Source organism: Devosia indica (genome assembly GCF_003056405.1).
Classification (GTDB): Bacteria; Pseudomonadota; Alphaproteobacteria; order Rhizobiales; family Devosiaceae; genus Devosia; species Devosia indica.
Genome location: NZ_PYVZ01000021.1, coordinates 51,582 through 68,509 on the forward strand (window position 1 = coordinate 51,582; position 16,928 = coordinate 68,509).

The following is a 16,928-nucleotide window of genomic DNA, read 5'->3' on the forward strand; positions in this document are numbered from 1 at the left end:
CTGCCCGTCCAAGACAACCAAGGCCCGGCGACCGCGCCGGGCTTTTTTTATGCCTTCGGCCGCCACGCTGCCCGGCGCTGGCCTATTCCCGATAGCCCCGCACGCCGCCAAGGATCGTATCGATCACCGCCGGCACACGGCCCATGGCCTCGTCGATCTGGCCCAGCAGCAATTGATGCCAGGCATAGGACACCACCAGATCAACGATCATCTCGCCATCGGTCTCGGCCGGGACTTCGCCCCGCGCCTTGGCGCGATCCACCATCTGGGCCGAATAGGCCATGCGCTCGGCCTGATAGGTCTTGAGCACTTTGGCCGCTTCCGGATCGGTCTGGGCTTCCGCCACCACTGCCCGATAGACCGTGCCGCACAGGCTCCCCTGCCAGAACCCCAACAGGTGGTCTTCCAGAAAGCTGATGAGATCGGCCCTCAGGCTCCCGCTATCAGGAAACGACCGGGCATTCTTGAAACGCTTGTAGACGTCCAGCATCAGCGCCGTGCGATGCGGCCACCAGCGGTAGATAGTGGGCTTGCCGGCCCGCGCCCGCCGGGCCACCGCCTCGATGGAAAAACCGGCAATACCGCCTTCCTGCATGACGGCCTGCGCCGCATCCAGGATCGCCTCCTGGCTGGCCGGATTGCGCCGTGCACCAATGGACCGCCGTGCGGTCTCGTCATTGTCGGCGCTGATATCGGGCTCGATGCTCATGGCTCTTTATATGGCGCAAAACAGGGCAGGAGAAAAGACTTGAACGGAACGGCTCGTTTCGATATATAACGAAACGTAGCGTTTCGATTGGAGTCTATCCATGTCCCTCCCCGCCCGTCTCCGCCTCACCCTGTTGATGACCCTGGCCGTCTATCCGGTGGTGACCCTTTATCTCTATGTGCTGATGCCCCTGACCAATGGCTGGGACATCTGGCAGCGCAGCCTGATCCTGGTTCCGATGATGTCGGCCACCATCGTCCTCGCCGTCGTGCCCTTCATCAACAAGCGCTTTTCCGCCTTTATCGCCGGGCGCAAGACTGCAACGGCCTGACCCTGCCGCTGGGGACGCCCGCCCGGGCGCCCCCCGGATGCCCATTTGAACCCTGGCGCCCAATCATGCTTTAGTTGTTCATGCACGGGACAACAAAAAAAGGGGGCAGCCATGTTCAAGAGCTTCGTGATCAATCCACCGGTGTTTTTCGGATCGGTGATTATCATCGGAATTTTTCTCGCCATCGGCGTGATCTTCCCCGCCAGCGCCGGCTCTTTCTTCAGCGCCCTGCAATCATCCATCCTCACCAGCTTCGGCTGGCTCTATCTGCTCTCGGTGGGCATATTCCTGGTCGCCGTCCTCTTGTTCTGCCTGGGCCGCTATGGCCGCCTCAAGCTCGGCCCGGATGATTCCACCCCCGATTTCAAGTTCACCTCGTGGATCGCCATGCTCTTTGCCGCCGGCATGGGCATCGGCCTGATGTTCTATGCGGTGGGCGAACCCATGACCCATTTCATGGCCCCGCCCACGGCTGAACCGCGCACCATCGAGGCGATGCGCGAAGCCATGAGCGTCACCTTCTTCCATTGGGGCATCCATGCCTGGGCCATCTATGCCGTGGTCGGCCTGTCGCTGGCCTATTTCGGCTATCGCTATAATCTGCCCCTGACCATCCGCTCGGGCCTCTATCCGCTGCTCAAGGAGCGCATCAACGGCCCCATCGGCCACGCCGTCGACATTTTCGCCATTGTTGGCACCATGTTCGGCATCGCCACCTCGCTGGGCCTGGGCGTCTCCCAGATCAATGCGGGCCTGAATTACCTGCTCGGCGTGCCGATTGGCCCCATGGTGCAATTGCCGCTGATTGCCGTCATCACCGCGCTCGCCACCGTCTCGGTGATCACCGGGCTCGACAAGGGCGTGCGCATTCTCTCCGAGACCAATCTGGTCGTCGCAATCCTGTTGATGTTCTTCGTGCTGTTTGTCGGCCCCACCGCCGATCTGTTCCGCGACTTCGTGCAGAACCTCGGGCTCTATCTCGACACCCTGGTGCTGCGCACCTTCAACATCTACGCCTATGAGCCCACCCCCTGGGTCGATGGCTGGACCCTGTTTTACTGGGCCTGGTGGATTTCCTGGTCGCCCTTTGTCGGCATGTTCATTGCCCGCATCTCGCGTGGCCGTACCGTGCGCGAATTCATCACCGCCGTGCTGTTCATCCCCGCCGGTTTCACCTTTTTCTGGATGACTGTATTCGGCAATACCGGCATCTTCATCGATACCGGCGTCGCGGCCGGCGAACTGGGCACGGCCATTGCCAATGATGTGTCGGTGGGCCTGTTCCAGTTCTTCACCTATCTGCCCTTCCCCGCGGTCACCTCGACTTTGGCAATCCTGCTGGTGGCGATCTTCTTCATCACCTCCTCGGACTCCGGCTCGCTGGTGGTCGATTCCATTGCCGCGGGCGGGGAAACCGCCACCACCACCGGCCAGCGCGTCTTCTGGTGCGTCATGGAAGGCGTGGTCGCCTCCAGCCTCTTGCTGGCGGGGGGGCTGGGCGCCCTGCAGTCCGCCACCATTGCCAGCGCCCTGCCCTTCACCTTCGTCATGCTGGCCCTGGTCTGGGCGCTGTTCATCGGCATGCGCGCCGACCTGGCCCAGCAGGATGCCCACACCACGCCCGCCTTCGCTCCGGCCCAGCCGGCCTCCGGCGTCACCTGGCAGCGGCGCCTGGGACTCATGCTGCGCGCGCCCTCAGAGCGGGAAGTCACGCAGTTCCTGGAAAAGGAAGTCCGCCCGGCCATGACCCAGGTTGCCGCCGAACTCACCCAGCGCAGCCGTCCCGCCGAAGTGGTCGATGAAGAGGGCGGCGCCATCGCCCTGCGCGCACCCGCCGAAGGCATGCGCGACTTCGTCTATGGCGTGAGCCTGGCCAGCCAGCCCATGCCGATCCTTGCTCCGCTTGGCGGCGCGGGCAAGCCCGACCAGCGCTACGAAGCCCGCACCTATTTCTCCAGCGGCGGCAAGGGCTACGACATCATGGGCATGCATCGCGACCAGATCATCGCCGACATCCTCGTGCAGTTCGAACGCTATCTGCACCTGACCCATTCGACCGAGTCGCAGATCCTGCATGCCGCGCCGGAGCATCCCAGCGGGACATAACCGGCCCGCGGGACTTGCTGCCCCACCTGTTTCAAACGCGATGCACTCCTCCCCCTATCAGGGGGAGGCTCGGTAGGGGTATCCACCAATCGAGGACCATCTGTCCTGTGGCTCTGCGTGCCTTGCGCCTGCCGCGGCTTTGAGGCACACCCTTGTCAGCTCATTGCCCCGCTTAAGGTTTCTGTCCATGGCTGCCCATCCGGTTTCTCCCCTCGCCCCCAAATCTTATCCGGACCTGCCTGCAATCGCAGGCGTGCGCTTTGCCACCGCCGAAGCGGGCATCAAATACAAGAACCGCACTGACGTGCTGCTGATGGCCTTTGACGAAGGCACTGTCGCCGCCGGCGTGCTTACCCGCTCCAAATGCTCTTCGGCCGCTGTCGACTGGTGCCGCGCCAATCTGCCAGGCGGCAAGGCGCGTGGCCTGGTGGTCAATTCGGGCAATGCCAATGCCTTTACCGGGACCAAGGGCAAGGACTCCGTGCAGCAGACCGCCGAAATTGCCGCCAAGGCGCTGGGCTGTTCGACCGGCGAGATTTTCCTCGCCTCCACCGGCGTCATCGGCGAACCGCTCGACGCCTCCAAATTTGCCGGCGTGCTGGACGAAACCGCCACGCGCATGGCCGCCACCCCCTGGATCGATCCGGCCAAGGCGATCATGACCACCGACACCTATCCCAAGCTTTCGGGCGCCGTGCTCGAGATCGACGGGGTCGAGGTCAAAATCAACGGCATCGCCAAGGGCTCGGGCATGATCGCGCCGGACATGGCCACCATGCTCAGCTTCGTGGTCACCGACATGCCCATTGCTGCCGAAGTGCTCCAGGCCCTGCTGGTCAGGCACAACCAGACCAGCTTCAATGCCATCACCGTCGACAGCGACACCTCGACCTCCGACACGTTGCTGGCCTTCGCCACCGGCAAGGCCGGTGTCGAACCCATATTGAGCCTCGAAGATCCGCGTGCCGAGATCTTCGGTCAGGCCCTGTCCGACGTCCTGTTCGAGCTCGCCATCCATGTGGTCCGCGACGGCGAAGGCGCCACCAAGCAGGTCTCGGTGCATGTTGAAGGCGCGGTTTCCGATGAAAGCGCCTTCCGCATCGCCAAATCCATTGCGGATTCGCCTCTGGTTAAGACCGCCATCGCCGGTGAGGATGCCAATTGGGGGCGCGTGGTCATGGCCGTGGGCAAGGCAGGCGAACCGGCCGACCGCGACAAGCTCGCCATCCGCTTCGGCGACCTGGTCGTGGCCCGCAATGGCGAGCGCGCCACCGGCTATGACGAGGCCGCCACCAGCGCCTATATGAAGGGCGAAGAGCTTGAGCTGACCGTGTCCCTCGGCCTCGGCGCAGGTGCAGCCACGGTCTATACCTGCGACCTCACCCACGGCTACATCACCATCAATGGCGACTACCGGAGCTAATTCTTCTCCCTCTCGGGGGGAAGGTGGCGCGCAGCGACGGATGAGGGGCGCTTGAACAATGGCCCAAATACCGAGTGTTGAAACTTTCGAACGGGCCGGCCTGCTGGCCTGGCCCGGCATTGATGTGGAATGGGACGGCGCATGGGTGCGCCGCGCCGCCAATGGCTACACCAGGCGCGCCAATTCCCTGCAGTGCTTCGATCCGGCAGATAGCAGCGAAGCCGATAGACGCCTGGCAGAGGCCGTTGACTGGTTCACCCGGCGCAACCTGCCCCCGGTCGTCCGCACCACCCCGCTCGAAAGCCCAGCGCTGACCGCGGCCCTTGATGCCGCCAACTGGCACCGCATCGACCTCAGCCACCTCTACGCCATGCCGCTCACCCCCCAGCAGCCCGACCCTGCCGGCACCATTCTCGATCTCGCCGATCCGTTGTTTCTCGCCGCGCAACGCAATCTGCAGCACTACCAGCCGGACCAGATGCACAAGCTGCAGGCGCTCCTTGCCAGCATGACCGTCCCGGCCTGCGGCATTGTCATCGAGCGGGACGGCGCCGTCGTCGCCTCGGGCCTGATGGCCATTGCGAACGGCATCGTCATAACCGGCAATGTCATCACCGACCCGGCGCGCCGCCGCCAGGGCCTGGCCGCCGCCATGATGCGCACTGGCCTGGCCTGGGCGCACGACCAGGGCGCCACCATCGCCGCCCTCAATGTGCAGGCCGACAATCCCCCCGCCAAGGCGCTCTATGCGTCCCTCGGCTTTGCCCACCAATACGATTATTCATACCGCATTCCCGGAGGCCCCGCGTGACCGACAAACCCCTGCTGCTCGTGGTCGCCTGTGCCCTGGTGGATGCTGACCGCCGGGTGCTGATCGCCCAGCGCCCCGAGGGCAAGTCCATGGCAGGTCTGTGGGAATTTCCCGGCGGCAAGGTCGAGCCGGGCGAAACCCCGGAGGCCGCGCTGATCCGCGAACTGGCCGAAGAACTGGAGATCGAAACCCAACAGGCGTGCCTGGCGCCGCTCTCCTTTGCCAGCCATTCCTACGAGAAGATGCATCTGCTCATGCCGCTCTATGTCTGCCGCAAATGGCAGGGCACGCCGCGCACCGCCGAGCACAAGGCACTCAAATGGGTCCGCCCGCAGGCACTGCGCGATTATCCCATGCCCCCGGCCGACGAGCCCCTGATCGCCGCCCTGTGCGATCTGCTCTAGCTGCGCGCGGCCAGGAGATGGATTGCCCGACGTTCAGCGATCAGGGCCGCGCCACCACCTTGTAGCGCTGCCCCGGCACCAGCGGATCGCCGGGATAGAGATCATTGATGATGTAGAACAGCTCGCGCGCATTGCCGATATTGGCCATCTGCCCGGCCAGCCGGTCTGCCGTGTCGCCTGCCCGGGCGGTGACCAGCTTGATCGCTAGCCGCCGGATCTGGCTGAGATCGGATGCGGTGGTGCGCCGGAAGCTTTCCAGCGTGGCCTGCGCTCCCTGGGCAAAGCGCTGGCTGTCGCTCTTGGCGGCAAAGATGAAGCGATAGACCTCGCCATCGAGCCGCATCACCGCCACGCGGAAGAACCATTGATCGGTCTGGGCCAGCCCCGAGGCCATTTCAATGCCATTATGCTCGCTGGCCGTCACCGTCTCGGCCTTCAGTCCGGCAATCCAGCCCGACTTCAGATAATCGGTCAGCGACATGCTCGGCTGCACCTGCGCGCTGTCAAAGCGCACCGCTTCGCCATCTCCCGCCACCCCGACCACGGCACTCTGCGACGTCTGCAGGCTGTAGCCCTGCGGCACTGTGAAGGTGAACTTGTTGGCCGGATGGATGAAGCGCTGCCCAACGATCGACCCCTGCGCCGGACTGTCCCCGAAGCTGAGCCCGGAAATGGCCGAGAGATAGCCCTCGCGGTCGGATTCCCCGACCCCGGTGGCGCCGAACATCGCGCGGGCGGTGTTCATCGCCGTCTCGATCCGGGCCGGGGTCGAAGGATGTGAGGACAGGAACCCGTCGCTGCCACTGGCTGCGCCAGCGGAGAACGCCGCAAACCGGCTCATCACCCCCAGGAAGCGGGCCGCCGCCTGCGGGTCATATCCTGCCTTGCCGGCAAATTTGATGCCTTCCTTGTCCGCATCCAGTTCCTGGCTCCGGCTAAAGGCCGCAAGCTCTTCGCGAGTGCGATTGGCGCTGGCGTCGGTCGAGGTGTCGCCCCCGAAAATGCCGGTAATCACCCGATCGACAATCTGGGTCTGGCGCGTCCGGTCGGTTCGTGCCCGCGCATGGCGCAGGGTCACATGGGCAATTTCATGCGCCAGCACAGCCGCAAGTTCGCTGGTGTCGGACGCCAGCGCCAGAATGCCGCGCGTCACATAGATATAGCCGCCAGGCAGGGCGAAGGCATTGACCTCGGAGGTGTCGAGAATGGTCACCTGATACTTGGCATCGGGTTGATTGGCCGCAGCCAGCAGCCGGCCGACAATGCGGGCCACCATGATCTCGGCCGGCCGGTCCTCATAGACCCCGCCATAGGCCGAAACGATGCGCGGATGCTCGCGCAGGCCCAGCACCGAATCGTCCGGATCGGTGCCCTCGGGCACCACGGTCGGCGCCGGATTGTCGCCCGTGCGGGCCACATTGACGCCCGAACCAACCAGCGACGAACAGGCCGTCAGCGCCACAAGGCTGATGGCCAGCACCCCCATTCGCACAAACTTGCTACCCATTCGCGCGGACTTCACCTCGCCAGAACCTCGATCTGCTCGGGATGGGTGACCTCGATGCGTGGACCATCCCGGGTGTCCACCCATCCGCGCACGCGAATTAACGTCCCATCCAGGCTCAGCGGATCCAGACCGTCGCGTTCGAACAGTCTGATCGCCGGCGCCTCGATGACAATGGTGAAGTCTTCCTTCCAGATCCGGCCAAAATTGAGATAGATCCGGGAGCCGCTGCGGTCCGCCAGCAAGACCCGGCCTTCCACCAATTCATAATTGCCCGCCAGTTTCGCCAGTTCGGCCGGACGATCAGCCATCCGCACGCTGTAATAGGGATCGGCCCAGATGCCAAGCCGCTCGGCCCGGGCCCGGGCCTCACCCGCAAAGAGTTGATCGAGGCATTCCCGGTTGTCCGGAAAGGAATAGACCCGCGCCAGCCCGGCTCTGACCATGTGAAGCTGGGCCCAGACCGGCTCCTCCGTTCCATCAGCCAGGAACAGATGCGCCAGGGCGCGCTCATAGCGGTCCACCTCTTCGCCGCCATAGCCAAGCTGCACCGGCCGGTTCAGCACCAAGGCCTCGAGCGCGCTCTTGGCTTCCGGCGCCAGCGGCCAGGTGGGAAACCCTTCGCGCCCCAGGGGCAGTTTGGGCGCCTGCGTGCCGATCAGACGCACGACCAGCCCCGAATCAAGCACCACCGTATCCCCGTCGGTCACCGCGGCCACGACCCCGCCATTGACCACACGCAAAGCCTCGCAGGCCTGCGCGGAGGCCGGTCCCAGGCCGGCCAGCATGGCGGCAGTCACGGATAAAATAGCGGTGCGGCGCAAGCAGACGGCCCCCTGAAACTTCACGTTCACCATGCACCTAAATGCGGCAAAAAAAGATTAGCCGGTCCCGACATGCTTCGACCAGTGCGCAATCTGCTGGTCCCCATTGCCATTCTGTGCACCCAGCGCCAATCTGGGCGCCATGGGAGGCCGCAATGAACGCGACTGGGACAATTCGAACAGGCACGGCAGGATGGGTCTTCGCGCCATGGCGCGGCACCTTTTTTCCCAAGGGGCTGGTGCAGAAAAAAGAGCTGGCCTACGCCGCCGATCGCCTCACCAGCATCGAAATCAATGCCACTTTTCGCGCCAACCAGAGACCGGCCAGCTTTGCCCGCTGGGCCAGCGAAACACCCCAGGGCTTCCAGTTCTCGGTCAAGGGTCCGCAATTGGTGACCCATATCAAGCGCCTGAAGAACTGCGCCGAACCGCTCGCCAATTTCTTTGCCTCCGGACCACTGGCGCTGGGCGACCGGCTCGGCCCCTTTGTCTGGCAATTGCCTCCTAATCTCGCCTTTGACGCTGAGAGCTTTGCGGCCTTTCTGCAGATTTTGCCCAAAGACATCGAAAGCTATCTGGCCCTGGCGGAAAAAGCTGATCCCGCGCGGGTCGAACCCTTTCTCGACACGGCCGGCATTGGCCCCATTCGCCATGCCATCGAACCACGGCACCAAAGCTTTGATGCGCCCGAGGCCAACGCCCTTTTGGCGCAGCACAATATCGCCCGCGTGATCGCCGACACCACGGAAAGTCCTGCACGCGCGCTGACGGCTGATTTCGCCTATTGCCGCCTGCAGGGCCCGGCGCGTCCCGACGCCACCGGCTACACCGATGCCGACATCGCCGATTGGGCCGGCACCATGGGGCAGTGGCGCGATGCCGGCCGGGACGTCTATGCCTATTTTGTCCACGAAGACAAACTGCATGCCCCTGCCAATGCCATCGCGCTGCGCCGGGCGCTCGGCATTTCCCGGCCCGGCGATTGATCACGAGCCCGTTTGGCTCTGGCCAAGGCCACAATCGCCCTCTATTGGCCTAGCCAACACAGCGTCACATCGAGTTTCTTGCCATGACTTTTTCGCGCCCCCTCGACAAGATTGCCGCCGGCCTTGCCTTCGTCCTGGGCCTCGTCACCATTCTGGGGGCGCTGGGTTCACAGTACATTGGTGGCTTGCAGCCTTGTGAACTCTGCCTTGAACAGCGCCTGCCCTATTATTGGGGCCTGCCGCTCCTGGCGCTGGTGCTCATCCTGTGGAACCGCCTGCCCCTGACGGCCTGGTATGTCGCCATGACCATCGTTGCGGCGCTATTTGCCTGGGGCGCCTATTTGGGCGGCTTCCATTCCGGCGTGGAATGGGGCTTCTGGCCTGGCCCGACCGCCTGCACCGGCGTCGGCAATGACCTGTCGATGGACATGCTCAATGATCTGCAGCCGGTCATTGGCTGCGACGTGGTGCAGTTCCGTTTCCTGGGCATTTCGCTGGCCGGCTATAATGCGCTGATCTCGGCGGCAATCACTTTGTTGCTGGGGTTGTCGATCCTGTTTCAGACCCGAAACAAGTCCTAATTTTCAGGACCATTCTCAAGCAGCCGTGCGAGATTTTGGGCCGCATGCAACACCCGCACGACCGTGACAGCCTGCTCCCCTACGGTGTAGATGATGAGATAGTTCCCCAACGGACGCCGGCGATAGCCTTTATGCTCATAGCCTTCGAGGTGTGCGTAACGCATTGCGTTGTTACGTAGGGCAAGACACGCGGCCCGCAATTCCTGGATGAACGTGAGACTTCAACTGCGGCTGTCGAGCGCGATGAAATCGCCGATGTTTGTCAGGTCGAGCGTGGCTCTCTCTGACAAGACGACCTTCATTCGGCGGCCTTCCCGGGCTCGTCGGCGTAACGCGCCAACAACTCGTCAAAAACGTCCTCGGCATCGCGGACGCGCCCCGCATCAATATCGGCCTGTCCTTCCGCCAACATCGCGTCCAGTTCCCGCAGCCGCGCTTCGCGCTCCTGCACCAGCCGCACGCCTTCGCGCAAAACCTCGCTCTTGGAATTGTAGCGCCCGTTCTCGACCAGATCGGTCACGACCTGTTCGAGCACTTCACCCAGATCTGCACTGATTGCCATCTCGAACCTCATTCGCAGCACGAACCAATAATAGTTATTGGACGCCGCGACAGCAAGGCAGGGAATACGGGCCTTTGCCTCCCCCCTTAGGGCTCCAGTTCGATATCCCAGTACAGATAGTCCAGCCAGCTCTGGTGCAGATGGTTGGGCGGGAAGGCCCGGCCATTATTGTGCAGGTCATGCACCGTCGGCGCATAGGGCGCCTGATGCGGGAACATCTTGATCTCGCTGGGCAGCCGATTGGCCTTGCGCAGATTGCACGGGGCACAGGCGGCAACCACATTCTCCCAGGTCGTCAGTCCGCCCTTGGAGCGCGGAATGACATGGTCGAAGGTCAGGTCATGCGTGCTGCCGCAATATTGGCACTGGAAGCGGTCCCGCAGGAACACATTGAAACGGGTGAACGCAGGGTGCCGCGCCGGCTTGATATAATCGCGCAGCGAAACGACGCTGGGCAGCCGCATTTCGAAGCTGGGGGAATGAATGACGGTGTCGTAGTGGGACACGATATTCACGCGATCCAGGCACACTGCCTTGATCGCATCCTGCCAGGACCACAAAGACAGTGGATAGTAGCTGAGCGGCCGGAAGTCGGCGTTCAGTACAAGGGCGGGACAAGCCTCAGGCGACACATGGATAGTCACTTGAGTCTCCCGAAGCGGGAATCGCGTAAGTCCATAGCCCTCTTATACTAAGCCCTTTGTGTCGGGCGTGTGAAGCGGGAACACGAAGCTTATTTTTTGCTGACACGCTCGATGAAATCTGTCGCAAACCCCAGGCCATCCGGGGCAATGCCGTGCCCCACGCCCCGGCTGACATGATAGCTGACATCAAATCCAGCATCGGCGAGCATTGCCTTGGCCTCGGCGCTGAGATTGGGATCAACCACGTCATCACAATCGCCATGCACCAGGCACACCGGCGGCTGGGCCAATGTGCCAGTACCGAAGGCCTCGGGCGGCAGATAGGCGCCGGAAAAGCCGACGATCCCCATCAATTGCTGGCTCCTGGGCAAGGCCGTGCCCACATGCAGCGCCATCATGGCGCCCTGGCTGAACCCGCCCAGAAGCGTGCGCTCCGGCGCAATACCCGTCTGGGTCCACAGATCGGTGAGAAATTCCTCCACCACCGGCCGGGCCGCAAGCACCCCGGATTGCCGGCTGGCGACCCGGTCCCCGGTCCAGTCGATGGCAAACCACTGAAAGCCGCCCATTTCGGTGCCGACCGGTGCATGCGGCGCCACGAACATCGCTCCTGGCAGCACGCTTTGCCAATGCGGCGCCAGCCCGATCAGGTCATTGCCGTCGCTGCCATAGCCATGCAGCAGCACCACGGCACTATCGGGAGCTCCGCCATTGGCGGGTGCGAGCATGGGGCCGGACAGCTTGATCATAAAAGGCTAGAATCCCTGTTCTTGAGCGCGGCAAAATAACGCCAGAACAACAGCGCCGCCGCCGAGCGGTGCGGCGCATAGTCCTGCGCCAGCCCGATCATCTCCTTGATGGTTGGCCGGGCGTCAAGCCCAAGACCGTGGTGGGCCGCCTTGAGCAGGGCCAGATCACCGGCCGGAAAAATATCGGGATGCGCCGCGCAGAACAGCAGATAGACTTCCGCCGTCCAGGGCCCGATCCCCTTAAGCGCCACCAGCCGCGCCGTCGCCTCCTCGGCTGGCAGCGCATCGATATGGGCGAGATCCAGTTCGCCACCGACAATGGCCTCGGCCACCACCCGCAGCGCCACATATTTACCGCGCGAGAAACCTGTCGCCCGCACCGCCTCTTCGCTCAGCCCCAGATAGCTGTCCGGCGCCAGCGCACCGGGCAGGCATTCATAGCGCCCCCAGATCGCCGCCGCGCTTGCCACCGACAATTGCTGGCCGCAGATCACCTTGGCCATGCCGGCAAAGCCCTTGGGATTGACCCGCGGCATCACCACCCCGACCGCTTCGCGCATCGGCTGCAGCGCCGGCACGCGCGCCGTCAGGGCATCGAGATGCCAGGCGACGCCCTCGGGCGTATCAATTCTCGGTTGCGCAATCGGGCTCACCAATGTCCTGCCTTTCAGTCAGACGTCCAAAGAAGGACCGGCAGAGATGGGCATTTCGGTTCACACCGCAACCCGGTTTTCCCCGGCACTCACGCCAGCACGAGGGCCAGGATCGCCAGCACGGCCGGGAGGGTCTGGATGAACAGGATTTTCCGGCTCGCCGTCGCTGCGCCATAAAGCCCCGCCACCGCCACGCAGGCGAGGAAGAACAGCTTGATTTGCCAGGCCACCGCCGGGTCGGGATGCACCAGCCCCCACACCAGCCCGGCAACCAGAAAGCCATTATAGAGCCCCTGATTGGCTGCCAGCACCTTCGTCTCGCGGGCAAATTCAGGCGTCAGCCCGAATGCCTTCTGTCCCCGCGGCGCGGTCCACCAGACCATTTCGAGCAGCACGATATAGACATGGATCAGGGCCACGAGCCCGACCAGCACCATGGCCACGATTGCCATTTGCCCCAACTCCTATCCGTTGAGCTTTGCCAGCAGCTTTTCCATGCGTGCGCGCTTGGCGCGTTGCGTTATGCCGCTCAGCCGGTTGCGAATGATGTCGATCAGCCCTGGCTTTTCGGCTGGTGTCACGACCTCTGCGGTTTGCTCGGCATAAGTTGGAAACTGGTTGGGCGCCGCGTCCTTGAGCCGCTCGACCAGGATCGGCACCGCCTTTTCGGCATAGCCCGACCGCGCCAGCTTGGTCAGCAGCGAGGTGCAGCGATCCTTGGCGATCACCGAGCCCCGGTCTGCCGCCGCAATGATGTTGGGCAACTCGGCCGCAATCTCGTCCGCCCTGAGTTCGGCCACGCTGTCCAGCGCCTGCATGGCGCCCCAGACCTGCCGATTGGTGCGGCTGCCCAGCGCCTCGAGAAACACCGGGCAATGCCCGCCGATCAGCGCCGGATCGCGCGCGCCGATTTCATAGAGCACCTTCATCGCGTCATTGCGCTGCCGTGTCGTGCCGTGCTGCACCAATTGCACCAGTTCTGACACTGCCGCCTTGTTCTTGCTGGCGGCAATCTCCTCGGCCAGGGCGACATTGGGCGCCTCGTCGCGGCGCTCCATGGCCCCCGAAAGGCGTTCGGCAATACTGGGTTGATTGGCCATCACGCCTCCACAGCCACGTCGAGCGCCAGCTCGACCATGTCCTTCAATGACGTCTGGCGCGCTTCGGCGTCGATTTCCTCATGGGTGATCAGGCAGTCGGTCATGGTGCAGATGGTCAGCGCCTTGACCCCGAACCGGGCAGCCAGCGTATAGAGCGCCGCCGCTTCCATCTCGACCCCGATCACCCCATGCTCGGGCAGCGTGTCATACCCGGCAAAGCCGTCAGCGTGATAGAAGATGTCCGAGGACAGCATATTGCCCGCGTGGTAGCGCAGCCCTTTGGCATCGGCCTTGTCGGCCGCCGAGCGCAACAGGCCGAAATCGGCGATCGGCGCATAATTGTAAGGCCCGAACCGGCCCTTGACGATCGAACTATCCGTCGAAGCCCCCTGCGCCAGGATCACGTCGCGCACCTTCACTTTCGCATTCAGCCCCCCGCAGGTGCCCACCCGGATCAGCGACTTGACGCCATAGACATTGATCAGCTCATGCACATAGATCGCCAGCGACGGCTGGCCCATGCCGCTGGCCTGCACCGAAACCGGCTTGCCCTTCCAGGTGCCGGTATAGCCAAGGCAATTGCGCACCGAATTGACCTGCTTCGGCGCCTCGAAAAACGTCTCGGCGATCCATTTGGCGCGCAGGGGATCGCCCGGCAGCAGCACCGCTTCGGCATAGTCGCCCGGCTTGGCATGATTGTGCGGTGTGGTCATGGCGCTCGTCCCGTCTTGTCCATTTGGTCAAAACCATTGCCACCCCCCGCCCCGCTTGACAACTCCCCATCCCCGCGCTTCATTCACCCTAAAGGATGAATATCATGCCAACGCAGCCGGCCACCGCACTCGACCATACATTGATCGCCCTGGCCGATCCCACGCGCCGGGCCATTCTGCGGCGCCTGGCGCAGGGCGAGGCGCGCGTGACCGAGCTGGCGGAACCCTTCGCCATCTCCCTCAATTCCGTCTCCAAGCATATCCGCTTGCTGGAGCGCGCCGAATTGGTGGTGCGGGAGCGGCGCGGGCGCGAACACATCCTGCGCTTCCGCCCTGAACCGCTGATCGGTGCCCGCGATTGGATCGATCGCCAGCAGAAATTCTGGAAGCAGGGCCTCGAGGCGCTCGACGCTGTCCTCGCCGCCGAAACAGACAAGGAAACCCGCAATGACCGACAAGATTGAAGCCAAGGTCACCCATCGCTTCGCCGCCAGCCCCGAGCGGGTCTATGACGCCTTCATCGATCCCGAAATGGTGCGGAAATGGCAGGAGAGCTGGGCCCGTCTCTCCGGCACCCGCGGCGAGATTACCGCCTGCGAGATCGATCCGCGTGTCGGCGGAAAATTCCTTTTCGCCGACCGGCGCGACGGCGAGGAAGCCCGCCATTGGGGCACGTTCCTGGCGCTGGAGCGCCCCAGAAAGGTCAGCTTCACCTGGATCGTCGATCCCTCCGAGGAAGAGGACCCCTCGGTGGTAACGATTATCATCGAGCCGGAGCCGGATGGTACCGGCAGTATCGTCACCCTCTACAACACCATGGATGCCGAATGGGCCGAATACGTTCCGCAGACCGAAAAAGCCTGGCGCAGCATGCTCATGGGCATAGAAGAAACCCTGTCCGGCCGCTGACCGGCTTGACGCCGGGGCCATCCGGGCCCATTTAGCCCGCGTCCCAAAAGGAGCATGACCATGGTCGCAAAGATCTTCATCGATGGCGAAGCCGGCACCACCGGCCTGCAGATCCGCGAGCGCCTGGCCAGCCGGCGCGACCTCGAAGTCATCTCCATTGCCCATGACAAGCGCAAGGACCTCGAGGAGCGCAAGCGCCTGCTCAACGCGGCGGACGTCGCCATCCTCTGCCTGCCCGATGATGCGGCAAAGGAAAGCGTGGCGCTGATCGAAAACGACACCACCCGCGTCATCGACGCCTCGACCGCCCATCGCGTGGCCGAGGGCTGGGCCTATGGCTTTGCAGAAATGGCCCCCGGCCAGACCGAAGAGATCGCCAAGGCGCGCTTTGTCGCCAACCCCGGCTGCTGGCCGCAGGGCCTGATTGCCGCAGCCCGCCCGCTGGTCGAGGCGCGGCTGCTGCCGGCCGATTTTCCGCTCACCTATCACGGCGTGTCGGGCTATTCCGGCGGCGGGCGGCAGATGATCGAGGACTATGAGGCCCAGGGCGCCGGCGCCAGCCAGTACATGCCCTATGCCCTGACCTTCCAGCACAAGCACCTGCCCGAAATGGCCCACTATGCCAAGCTCGGCCGCGCGCCCCTGTTCGAGCCGGTCGTCGGCAATTTCGCGCAGGGCATGTCGACATCGCTGCCCATTCACACCGACATGTCGGCCGAAATTCCCACTGGCAAGGATCTGCACGCAGCCCTGAGCGATTACTACGCCGCCATCCCCGACAGCTTCGTCCAGGTCGCGCCCTATGACCCGGCCCTGGGCAAGACCCCCGCGCTCGACCCCCAGGCCCATAACGGCACCAACACGCTCACCCTCTTTGTCTTTGCCAATGATGCGCTCAATCAGGCCGTGATCTGCGCCGTCTATGACAATCTGGGCAAAGGCGCCTCCGGCGCGGCCGTCCAGAACCTCAACATCATGCTCGGCGTCGGCGCCCGCGAAAGCCTGGCGGCCTGATCCGAGGAACAGCCGGACCGGACATCCGGTCTGGCCGCTGCCCCGAATCCAGGCCCCGAGCGTTCACGATGGCAACTTTGGTTTCGCCAATGCAACTGCTAGGCTTTGCCCCGTGTTGAAGCTCATGCATGCAATTTCGAGGAGAGCACGATGAAGCGCACCGCCACCGCCAACTGGACGAAGTCACTGACCGAGGGGTCGGGCACTCTGGATACCCTGAGCGGCGCGCTCCAGGCGCTGCCCTATACCCATAAGGGGCGCTTCGTCGATGAAAGCGGCCAGTCAGGCACCAACCCGGAAGAACTGATCGCGGCGGCCCATTCGGGCTGCTTTGCCATGCAACTGGCCCATTTTCTCGCCGAAAACGGCACCCCCGCCACCAATCTCAAGGTCGAGGCGGCAGTCACCCTCGTCCCCGGCACCGGCATCACCGGCAGCGCGCTGACCCTGGTCGGCACCGTGCCGGATATTGACGAGGCCAAATTCCAGGAACTGGCCGAAAAGGCCAAGGTCAATTGCCCCGTCTCCAAAGCCCTGGGCGCCATCGACATCACCCTCGAGGCGAAACTGGACTAAGGGCGCAGGACACTTGCGGGCCGCAAAAACCATAGCATCGCCACCTCAAAGCCTGTCTCGCGGGGGTTACGAACGCCTGCTCGCTGGCGGATTTCAGCAATGCGGACGTTATGCTGTGCACCGGCACCGCCCGCCCCACCCACCAGCCGTCACCCTCGGCCTTGAGCCGAGGGCTCTGCACTTCATTGGCGGCTATGGGGTGGAGGCTGTGTGAAAACCCCTGAATATGTTATGATTTGGCACTGCTTCGGAGGTGCCATATGGGACGTTTCGTTGAAGGTGCAGACCGTGACCAGGCGAGTTTTTTGCCAGCGCGTCTTGAAGACTAT

Annotated in this window: 22 protein-coding genes; 11 read left to right on the plus strand and 11 right to left on the minus strand. The window is 63.5% G+C overall.

From position 1 onward, the window contains the following. Positions 1-82: 82 nt before the first annotated feature. Positions 83-709, minus strand: a complete 627-nt coding sequence (locus DDE76_RS17515; protein ID WP_104892956.1) for a TetR/AcrR family transcriptional regulator — start codon at positions 707-709, stop codon at positions 83-85. Positions 710-809: 100 nt separating this feature from the next. On the opposite strand from DDE76_RS17515, the gene DDE76_RS17520 reads away from it, so the two are divergent. The 5 genes from DDE76_RS17520 to mutT all read left to right on the plus strand — a co-directional run bounded on the left by DDE76_RS17520 (position 810) and on the right by mutT (position 5,784). Continuing rightward, on the plus strand, positions 810-1,040 hold the full coding sequence (locus tag DDE76_RS17520) for a putative antibiotic biosynthesis monooxygenase (RefSeq protein WP_104892955.1): 231 nt from the start codon (positions 810-812) through the stop codon (positions 1,038-1,040). A 111-nt stretch (positions 1,041-1,151) separates the two neighbouring features. Next, a complete protein-coding gene (locus DDE76_RS17525; RefSeq protein ID WP_104892954.1) occupies positions 1,152-3,146 on the plus strand; it encodes a BCCT family transporter in 1,995 nt (664 codons plus the stop codon). A 187-nt stretch (positions 3,147-3,333) separates the two neighbouring features. Further along, a complete protein-coding gene (gene argJ / locus DDE76_RS17530; RefSeq protein ID WP_104892953.1) occupies positions 3,334-4,569 on the plus strand; it encodes a bifunctional glutamate N-acetyltransferase/amino-acid acetyltransferase ArgJ in 1,236 nt (411 codons plus the stop codon). Between the two features lie 58 nt (positions 4,570-4,627). After that, positions 4,628-5,380 (plus strand): GNAT family N-acetyltransferase, encoded by a 753-nt coding sequence (locus DDE76_RS17535; protein ID WP_104892952.1) that lies wholly within the window; start codon positions 4,628-4,630, stop codon positions 5,378-5,380. Next, positions 5,377-5,784, plus strand: a complete 408-nt coding sequence (gene mutT, locus DDE76_RS17540) for an 8-oxo-dGTP diphosphatase MutT (RefSeq protein ID WP_104892951.1) — start codon at positions 5,377-5,379, stop codon at positions 5,782-5,784. Before DDE76_RS17535 ends, mutT begins: the two co-directional genes overlap by 4 nt. 40 nt (positions 5,785-5,824) lie before the next feature. Here mutT and DDE76_RS17545 read toward each other — a convergent pair whose 3' ends face one another. Together DDE76_RS17545 and DDE76_RS17550 are read right to left on the minus strand one after the other, a co-directional pair. Then, complete coding sequence (locus DDE76_RS17545; RefSeq protein WP_157955887.1) at positions 5,825-7,291, minus strand: M48 family metalloprotease; 1,467 nt, start codon at positions 7,289-7,291, stop codon at positions 5,825-5,827. A gap of 11 nt (positions 7,292-7,302) precedes the next feature. After that, positions 7,303-8,112: a thermonuclease family protein gene (locus DDE76_RS17550; protein ID WP_245892047.1), complete on the minus strand. Its 810-nt coding sequence runs from the start codon at positions 8,110-8,112 to the stop codon at positions 7,303-7,305. 155 nt (positions 8,113-8,267) lie between these two features. Between DDE76_RS17550 and DDE76_RS17555 the strand changes: the two genes are divergently transcribed. Together DDE76_RS17555 and DDE76_RS17560 are read left to right on the plus strand one after the other, a co-directional pair. Further along, positions 8,268-9,098, plus strand: a complete 831-nt coding sequence (locus DDE76_RS17555; RefSeq protein ID WP_104892949.1) for a DUF72 domain-containing protein — start codon at positions 8,268-8,270, stop codon at positions 9,096-9,098. 83 nt (positions 9,099-9,181) lie between these two features. Next, positions 9,182-9,679: a disulfide bond formation protein B gene (locus DDE76_RS17560; RefSeq protein WP_104892948.1), complete on the plus strand. Its 498-nt coding sequence runs from the start codon at positions 9,182-9,184 to the stop codon at positions 9,677-9,679. On the opposite strand, the gene DDE76_RS17565 is transcribed toward DDE76_RS17560, so the two are convergent. The 8 genes from DDE76_RS17565 to deoD all read right to left on the minus strand — a co-directional run bounded on the left by DDE76_RS17565 (position 9,676) and on the right by deoD (position 14,100). After that, positions 9,676-9,888 carry a type II toxin-antitoxin system RelE/ParE family toxin gene (locus DDE76_RS17565; protein WP_104892947.1) on the minus strand — a complete coding sequence of 71 codons (213 nt, stop codon included), beginning with the start codon at positions 9,886-9,888 and terminating at the stop codon, positions 9,676-9,678. The genes DDE76_RS17560 and DDE76_RS17565 overlap by 4 nt on opposite strands. Before the next feature lie 89 nt (positions 9,889-9,977). Continuing rightward, complete coding sequence (locus DDE76_RS17570; protein ID WP_104894865.1) at positions 9,978-10,241, minus strand: type II toxin-antitoxin system ParD family antitoxin; 264 nt, start codon at positions 10,239-10,241, stop codon at positions 9,978-9,980. Between the two features lie 86 nt (positions 10,242-10,327). After that, positions 10,328-10,885 carry an HNH endonuclease gene (locus DDE76_RS17575; RefSeq protein ID WP_104892946.1) on the minus strand — a complete coding sequence of 186 codons (558 nt, stop codon included), beginning with the start codon at positions 10,883-10,885 and terminating at the stop codon, positions 10,328-10,330. Between the two features lie 89 nt (positions 10,886-10,974). After that, the gene (locus DDE76_RS17580; RefSeq protein WP_104892945.1) at positions 10,975-11,634 is read right to left on the minus strand and encodes an alpha/beta hydrolase; all 660 of its coding nucleotides are present in this window, start codon (positions 11,632-11,634) and stop codon (positions 10,975-10,977) included. Further along, positions 11,631-12,287, minus strand: coding sequence for a DNA-3-methyladenine glycosylase family protein (locus DDE76_RS17585; protein ID WP_104894864.1), 657 nt, complete (start codon positions 12,285-12,287; stop codon positions 11,631-11,633). Before DDE76_RS17585 ends, DDE76_RS17580 begins: the two co-directional genes overlap by 4 nt. 89 nt (positions 12,288-12,376) lie before the next feature. After that, positions 12,377-12,733, minus strand: a complete 357-nt coding sequence (locus tag DDE76_RS17590) for a DUF1304 domain-containing protein (protein ID WP_198650941.1) — start codon at positions 12,731-12,733, stop codon at positions 12,377-12,379. 18 nt (positions 12,734-12,751) lie between these two features. Next, the gene (locus DDE76_RS17595; RefSeq protein WP_157955889.1) at positions 12,752-13,387 is read right to left on the minus strand and encodes a hypothetical protein; all 636 of its coding nucleotides are present in this window, start codon (positions 13,385-13,387) and stop codon (positions 12,752-12,754) included. After that, the gene (gene deoD, locus DDE76_RS17600) at positions 13,387-14,100 is read right to left on the minus strand and encodes a purine-nucleoside phosphorylase (RefSeq protein WP_104892942.1); all 714 of its coding nucleotides are present in this window, start codon (positions 14,098-14,100) and stop codon (positions 13,387-13,389) included. The genes DDE76_RS17595 and deoD overlap by 1 nt, the downstream gene beginning before the upstream one ends. 104 nt (positions 14,101-14,204) lie before the next feature. Here deoD and DDE76_RS17605 point away from each other — a divergent pair, with 104 nt between their 5' ends. From DDE76_RS17605 to DDE76_RS17620, 4 genes are all read left to right on the plus strand, one after another. Further along, positions 14,205-14,564, plus strand: coding sequence for an ArsR/SmtB family transcription factor (locus DDE76_RS17605; protein WP_104894863.1), 360 nt, complete (start codon positions 14,205-14,207; stop codon positions 14,562-14,564). Continuing rightward, the gene (locus DDE76_RS17610; protein ID WP_104892941.1) at positions 14,548-15,009 is read left to right on the plus strand and encodes an SRPBCC family protein; all 462 of its coding nucleotides are present in this window, start codon (positions 14,548-14,550) and stop codon (positions 15,007-15,009) included. The genes DDE76_RS17605 and DDE76_RS17610 overlap by 17 nt, the downstream gene beginning before the upstream one ends. A gap of 60 nt (positions 15,010-15,069) precedes the next feature. Beyond that, positions 15,070-16,023: an N-acetyl-gamma-glutamyl-phosphate reductase gene (argC, locus tag DDE76_RS17615; protein WP_104894862.1), complete on the plus strand. Its 954-nt coding sequence runs from the start codon at positions 15,070-15,072 to the stop codon at positions 16,021-16,023. 150 nt (positions 16,024-16,173) lie between these two features. Next, on the plus strand, positions 16,174-16,599 hold the full coding sequence (locus tag DDE76_RS17620; RefSeq protein ID WP_104892940.1) for an OsmC family protein: 426 nt from the start codon (positions 16,174-16,176) through the stop codon (positions 16,597-16,599). Positions 16,600-16,928: the final 329 nt, after the last annotated feature.

Coding starts and splice junctions, on each gene's coding strand:
- DDE76_RS17515 (WP_104892956.1), bottom strand. CDS start 709: ATGAGCATCGAGCCCGATATCAGCGCCGACAATGACGAGACCGCACGG.
- DDE76_RS17520 (WP_104892955.1), top strand. CDS start 810: ATGTCCCTCCCCGCCCGTCTCCGCCTCACCCTGTTGATGACCCTGGCC.
- DDE76_RS17525 (WP_104892954.1), top strand. CDS start 1,152: ATGTTCAAGAGCTTCGTGATCAATCCACCGGTGTTTTTCGGATCGGTG.
- argJ (WP_104892953.1), top strand. CDS start 3,334: ATGGCTGCCCATCCGGTTTCTCCCCTCGCCCCCAAATCTTATCCGGAC.
- DDE76_RS17535 (WP_104892952.1), top strand. CDS start 4,628: ATGGCCCAAATACCGAGTGTTGAAACTTTCGAACGGGCCGGCCTGCTG.
- DDE76_RS17545 (WP_157955887.1), bottom strand. CDS start 7,291: ATGGGTAGCAAGTTTGTGCGAATGGGGGTGCTGGCCATCAGCCTTGTG.
- DDE76_RS17555 (WP_104892949.1), top strand. CDS start 8,268: ATGAACGCGACTGGGACAATTCGAACAGGCACGGCAGGATGGGTCTTC.
- DDE76_RS17560 (WP_104892948.1), top strand. CDS start 9,182: ATGACTTTTTCGCGCCCCCTCGACAAGATTGCCGCCGGCCTTGCCTTC.
- DDE76_RS17570 (WP_104894865.1), bottom strand. CDS start 10,241: ATGGCAATCAGTGCAGATCTGGGTGAAGTGCTCGAACAGGTCGTGACC.
- DDE76_RS17580 (WP_104892945.1), bottom strand. CDS start 11,634: ATGATCAAGCTGTCCGGCCCCATGCTCGCACCCGCCAATGGCGGAGCT.
- DDE76_RS17595 (WP_157955889.1), bottom strand. CDS start 13,387: ATGGCCAATCAACCCAGTATTGCCGAACGCCTTTCGGGGGCCATGGAG.
- deoD (WP_104892942.1), bottom strand. CDS start 14,100: ATGACCACACCGCACAATCATGCCAAGCCGGGCGACTATGCCGAAGCG.
- DDE76_RS17605 (WP_104894863.1), top strand. CDS start 14,205: ATGCCAACGCAGCCGGCCACCGCACTCGACCATACATTGATCGCCCTG.
- DDE76_RS17610 (WP_104892941.1), top strand. CDS start 14,548: ATGACCGACAAGATTGAAGCCAAGGTCACCCATCGCTTCGCCGCCAGC.
- argC (WP_104894862.1), top strand. CDS start 15,070: ATGGTCGCAAAGATCTTCATCGATGGCGAAGCCGGCACCACCGGCCTG.
- DDE76_RS17620 (WP_104892940.1), top strand. CDS start 16,174: ATGAAGCGCACCGCCACCGCCAACTGGACGAAGTCACTGACCGAGGGG.